Below are 4,813 nucleotides of genomic sequence, written 5' to 3' on the forward strand. Positions count from 1 at the left end.
GGCGAACCGCAATCGGCGACGGACGTTCGAGCGGCAATGCGGAAACTTTGGGAAGACCACATCACCTACACGCGCAACTACATCATCAGCGCCCTCGCTGACCTGCAAGACACGGACGAAGTCGCGAAGCGTCTCCTCCAGAACCAGGACGACATAGGCGACGCGGTAAAGCCTTACTACGGTGATGCGGCCGGCCAGAAACTGGCCGCGCTGCTGAAAGACCACATCAAGATTGCGACGGAAGTGGTCAAGGCGGCCAAATCAGGCAGCAAGGACAAGCTCTCGGCCACTCAGGAAAAATGGACCGGCAATGCCGACGACATTGCGGTGTTCCTTGGCAAGGCCAATCCGAACTGGCCCGAGAAAGATCTCCGGGACATGCTCCACAAGCATCTGCAACTGACGACCGGCGAGGTGGTCGGCCGGCTGAAGAAGGATTGGGCGGCGGACATCAAGTCCTACGACGAAGGGCATGATCATATGCTGAAGTTCGCCGACATGCTGACGGAAGGCATCGCCAAACAATTCCCCGACAAGTTCAACGGGTGAACGCCGTCTTCAGTTCGTAGGGCAGGAGACAAGCGGAGAAGCGAGGGCTCACCACGCATCGCTTGACTTGGCAAAACTGATGCCGGCAGCCGTCATCGCCAACTCGCATTCGGTGATGGCGCGCAGGTTGCGCAGATAGCGCGCCACGGTCCGCGGCAACCAGCCGGCGCAGGCCTCGACATAGGCGCGGCTGTGGACCAGCGTGCCGGTCGACAGCCGTTCTTCCTTCTCGGCGATGACCTTCAGATATTGGCGGATGAAGCGGATGTCCTCGGCGATGTCCTGGCTGGCCATCCGCCAGGCGCCGGCGAGGCGCTCGCGCTGTTCGAGCGGCAAGGATGAAAGCAGTGGACGGGAGAGGTCGGCGAAGGCGGCGTGGTTCGCGGTGTTCAAGGATATTCCCCTCGGAGAAGGGAAATATCGTACTTTACGTACGAATACAGGTCAACATGAATTCGTACAAATTGAACGATAAGGCGGCAATCTCGGCGTGTTAGGCGAGCCGCATCGTAAAACCTTCGAGTTGCGCCCCGACTGCGGCAAGCGCTGTTCCGAGCACCAGGTCGACCATGTCACGGCTGTCGGGACCGAGCAGGTTCAGGCCTTTCCGCAGCGCGTCGCGCCAGGCGTCGCCCCTGTTCCACGCTTCGGCGAATGCAAAGGCGAGGTCGTCCTGCCGACGCGTGACGTCCAGCGCCTCGACCAGCAGGCTTGCCTGATGCAGATCCTTCTCCCGCTTGGCGCCGGCGCTTCGTTCGCGGCGCGCGGCGACGATCAGCTTATGGACGGCGAAGCGCTCGGGCGAGGGGACGAGCACGGGCACGCCGGAGCGGTGCAGGAGCACCGTCCGGACGGGATCGCGGATCAGGAAATCGAGGAAGCGCAAGGGCTGTGCCGAGGCGCCGCCCAGCGACGGCATCGGGCTTGCGTGATCGGCGTGATCGTCGCTGCCCCGGTTCGGGGTGAGGAAATCGACCCGGTAGCGGGAAGCGTTCTCGAACTGCGTCGCGCGTCCGGCATCGGTTCGGTGCGGAACCTCGCGGAATGTCGTATCGACTGCCTTCAGCACTTCGATGACCGGCGGCAGGCTGTCGTCCACCTCGGCCGAGACGGAATGGAACTGGGCGAAGTCGGCGTCGCCCGTCTGCAGCGCGGCCCCACGCAGCCTGACACCGAGGTGCCCGGCATAGGTCTGGAAGGCGACCGTTCCGACGAGCACCGCGCGCAGGCGGAAGAGCCCGGCCTTCTCCAGCGCCTCGACCACGTCGCCGGTGACGGGGTCCGGCGCCGTCAGGCCGGCGTCGCGCACGAGACTTGAAACCAGCTTGCGGCGGCTTCTCAGATCGCTCTTGATCTCCTTGAAGGCCGCGACCCGCTTGGCGATCTCGGGGTCCTCGGCCGGACCGACATAACGCCTGGTCTTCGTCGGCCGGGTCTCCTCGAAGTACCAATAGTCGCGGCCCTTCACTGGCACGCGCACGAAATTGCCCGCTGTCGAGAAATCGGTCTCGAAGGAAGCATCCAGGCTGCGATGCACAAGCTCGGCATACATGGTGCGATAGGCGAGATCGATGGTTTTCATGGCGCGATCCCAAGTCTGGGCTGGGCGTTATAAGAATTACACAGATTCCTTATAACTGCGCGCCATCCGGCCGGATTTCAAGGGAGTTATAAGAAAATAGTGAAAATCTTATAACGCGACTCCGCCGTCTCCACTGGAGGAGAAGGAACAGGTTTCGCACCTCGCTCCAAAAGCACTCTTCGCCAATCGCTCGAACAGTGCTGAAGGGCCTGAAGCAGCGCTCGTTCCGCTATGCCGACTACGGCGTGCGCGACGCCCACGCTGATCGTCTCCAGCAACGCCTTCCTTGGCGCCAATCCGAAGGCGGCTGCAGCCTTCGCGCAGGCGACGCGCGCCGGCTACGCTTTCGCCGTCGATCATGCGCGGGAGGCAGGCGACCTGCTGATCGCCGCCAACAAGGACACGCTCACCAACCCGGCGCTGGTGCATCCTCGCTGAAGGCGCTGAACGACGGCCACTTTTGAAGAGCGCGGCAGGCGCCAGTTCTCAATCTGTTCCAGAATGCAAGCAGAAATTGCGGTGGCTGGATTGTGCGCCCGGCCCTCAGCCAAGCGGAGGGCAGGCGAAGGCGCGAAGCAACGCGACCTTCCAGTCTGGCAACCTACTTACCGCCAAGGCTAACTGCCGTCTTCCGGTCGGCCTCGGCGCGTTCGCGGTTTCCCTTCGCCTTCCAGGAGGCGCTTCGGGCGCTGTAGAAATCGGCGGATTTCTGATTGAGCGCGATTGCCTGGTCGTAGTCGATGATGGCCTGGTCGTGGTCGCCCTTATGCGCCCAGGCGAGGCCCAGCGCGTAGTAGGCATCGGCAAGCTTCGGGTCGAGGTCCACGGCCTGGTCGTAGTCGGCGATCGCGCGGTCGTCGTCGCCCTTGTTTGACCAGGCTAGACCCCGGCCGTAATAGGCGTAGCCACGTTTCGGATCGAGGCCGATAGCCACGTTGAAATCGGCGATGGCGCGGTCGTAGTCGCCTTTGCCGCCCCAGCTCAGGCCACGATTTTCATAGACCCCGATGAGTGTCGGATCGAAGGCAATGGCCTGGTTGTAGTCGGCGATGGCGTGATCGAAGGCGCCCTCCGCCGCCCATGCGCCGCCCCGGTTGAGGTATGCGGATGCGTTCTTTGGATCGGCGATGATCGCCAGGTTGTAATCCGCGATGGCCCGGTCATTGTCGCCCTTGTACGCCCAGGCAAGGCCCCGGTTGTTGTAAGCAGCGCTGCTTTTCGGGTCGAAGGCGATCGCCTGACCGTAATCGGCAATGGCCCGGTCGTAATCGCCCTTCGTGGCCCAGTCGTAGCCTCGGTTGTAGTAAGCCGATGCGTATTCAGGATTGAGGCTTATCGCCTGGTCGCTATCGGCGATGGCGCGGTCGAGATCGCCTTCCATGGACCAGGCGTAGGCGCGCTTGAAGTAGGCCGTCGCGCGTTTGTCAGGACCGTCGGCCTGGTTGTCGATGATTTGCGTGCAGGCTTCGATCCGGCGGGCCGGGTCGGCCGCATTGCCGATACAGGCCGTGTAGGCGAGATTGCTGGCGATCCCCATCGCGCCACGGACGTCCAGCGCGACGACGCCGGTCAGCAGCAGCAACAGCGGCAGGCGCCATTTTCGCACCAGCCGTATCAGCCGGCTTTCGCCCACGCCTTCCCGGTTCGTCATTTCGCCGGTTCTCCCCCGAAACCATCGACCTCGGCCGACACCGACGGCTGCTTGCCATGCAAGCAGAAATTGCGGCGTCATGAAAGAGCAGTCAGAGGCCGACGGGCGAGAGCGAGATTACTCACATATCGATCATCGACCGCTTCACCCGCCCGATGATCGTGATCGCGCCCTCCAGCTCCGGCGGCGGGATGTCGAGGTACGACGCCGGCTGGAAGGGCGGGGTGTCGTTCGGGCGCCAGCGCTTGTAGGTGGCCCGTCCGGTCTCGTCCGAGATCACATAGCAGCCATTGGTCACCAGCCGCTTGTCACGCAGATTGACGAAGATGATCGAATCCGGCGGCGAGATCTTGTTCATCGACGGCCCGTCGACGCGCAGCGCGATCCACTCGCCTTCCTCTAGGTCGGCGGTCGGGATGGTCGGATAGTCGGAGAGGTTGACGACGCTGTCCTGGCTGCCAAGCTCACCGGCGCTGATCCAGGACACGATCGGCACGTCGACGGTGACGGGCGAGGGCTGCAGGCTGACCGGTGCGGCCTCGGCGCCGTCCGCATTGAACAACAGCCAGCCGGGGTCGACGCCGAACAGCCGGCCGTATTTCTCCGCCGCCTTGCGCGACAGCGGCCGGTTGCCGTTCTCGTGGCTGATCAGCGTGTTCTTGTTGATCTCGCGCAGAGCGCGGGCCGCATCGCTGGGCGAGGCATAGCCGGCCTGGGCGCGCGCCTGCTGCAATCTGTGCCGTGAATCCATCATCGTACAAAATGCCTGAAAAATATCGTCCAAAGTGTACGAATTCGCTTGCGACTCTTTCGTACATAACGTACGCTTACCGCATGATCGACCATCACGCAAGCATTTCCGCATTGCCCACGAGCGCTTCGGCTCTGCCCACCAGCATCTCAGCTCTGCCCACCAGCATCTCGGCTCTGCCCACCAGCATCTCGGGGCAGCCCACGAGTATTTCCGGGCTGATCGACCGCTGGCACAGCATCGGCGCCTTCGCCGCCGATGTCGGCTGCGGCTACGAGGC

The 4,813-nt window shown here is 63.1% G+C and carries 6 protein-coding genes and 1 pseudogene; 3 read left to right on the plus strand and 4 right to left on the minus strand.

Features of this window, described 5'->3' with window-relative positions; all coding sequences use genetic code 11:
* Positions 1-549: glycosyltransferase (locus EOA33_RS24545; protein ID WP_127406812.1), on the plus strand; the 549-nt coding region annotated here is incomplete at its 5' end.
* A 48-nt stretch (positions 550-597) separates the two neighbouring features.
* On the opposite strand, the gene EOA33_RS24550 is transcribed toward EOA33_RS24545, so the two are convergent.
* Both EOA33_RS24550 and EOA33_RS24555 read right to left on the minus strand, forming a co-directional pair.
* On the minus strand, positions 598-942 hold the full coding sequence (locus EOA33_RS24550; RefSeq protein WP_126055373.1) for a hypothetical protein: 345 nt from the start codon (positions 940-942) through the stop codon (positions 598-600).
* Between the two features lie 100 nt (positions 943-1,042).
* On the minus strand, positions 1,043-2,131 hold the full coding sequence (locus tag EOA33_RS24555; protein WP_127406813.1) for a GSU2403 family nucleotidyltransferase fold protein: 1,089 nt from the start codon (positions 2,129-2,131) through the stop codon (positions 1,043-1,045).
* A 231-nt stretch (positions 2,132-2,362) separates the two neighbouring features.
* On the opposite strand from EOA33_RS24555, the gene EOA33_RS24560 reads away from it, so the two are divergent.
* Positions 2,363-2,569 (plus strand): ABC transporter substrate-binding protein, encoded by a 207-nt coding sequence (locus EOA33_RS24560; protein ID WP_245482422.1) that lies wholly within the window; start codon positions 2,363-2,365, stop codon positions 2,567-2,569.
* Positions 2,570-2,732: 163 nt separating this feature from the next.
* Here the strand turns inward: EOA33_RS24560 and EOA33_RS24565 are convergent, their stop codons facing one another.
* Both EOA33_RS24565 and EOA33_RS24570 read right to left on the minus strand, forming a co-directional pair.
* On the minus strand, positions 2,733-3,782 hold the full coding sequence (locus tag EOA33_RS24565) for a tetratricopeptide repeat protein (RefSeq protein WP_190234361.1): 1,050 nt from the start codon (positions 3,780-3,782) through the stop codon (positions 2,733-2,735).
* Positions 3,783-3,903: 121 nt separating this feature from the next.
* Complete coding sequence (locus tag EOA33_RS24570; protein ID WP_126055370.1) at positions 3,904-4,536, minus strand: XRE family transcriptional regulator; 633 nt, start codon at positions 4,534-4,536, stop codon at positions 3,904-3,906.
* 80 nt (positions 4,537-4,616) lie between these two features.
* Between EOA33_RS24570 and EOA33_RS24575 the strand changes: the two are divergent.
* A pseudogene (locus tag EOA33_RS24575) lies at positions 4,617-4,813 on the plus strand (hypothetical protein); the annotation flags it as partial.

This window comes from Mesorhizobium sp. M4A.F.Ca.ET.050.02.1.1 (genome assembly GCF_003997725.1).
Classification (GTDB): domain Bacteria; phylum Pseudomonadota; class Alphaproteobacteria; order Rhizobiales; family Rhizobiaceae; genus Mesorhizobium.